Origin of the sequence: Paraburkholderia sp. SIMBA_054 (genome assembly GCF_046534875.1) — a bacterium.
Taxonomy (GTDB): domain Bacteria; phylum Pseudomonadota; class Gammaproteobacteria; order Burkholderiales; family Burkholderiaceae; genus Paraburkholderia; species Paraburkholderia hospita.
In genome coordinates this window covers 1-251 of record NZ_JAWRXV010001298.1, presented here as the reverse complement: position 1 = coordinate 251, position 251 = coordinate 1, and the positions used below count along the sequence as shown (strand labels likewise).

The window sequence follows — 251 nt, the reverse complement described above, 5'->3', positions numbered from 1 at the left end:
CACCGGACTCGTCGCGTTGAACGCGGCGATTGCTTCGCGGCGCGCGCGATAGTCGCTCGAGTCGAGTAGCTCGTCGGTCAAGGGCGCGAGGATGTTGTCCTCGACGTGCTGTCCGTAGGGCGTCGTATCGCGTTCGCCGATGCCGTAGTAGTTGGCCGCGCGCACGTCGAGCGGATCGCGGTTCAATTGACGCGCGATGCTGTCGAGCATCACCTCCATCACTAGCGCGCCTTGCGGTCCGCCAAAGCCGC

At 65.3% G+C, this 251-nt stretch carries 1 protein-coding gene; it reads right to left on the bottom strand.

Translation table 11 applies throughout. The annotated features are described in order from the left end of the window. The coding region (locus SB822_RS59295) for a molybdopterin cofactor-binding domain-containing protein (RefSeq protein WP_410859399.1) at positions 1-251 on the bottom strand (251 nt) is incomplete at both ends.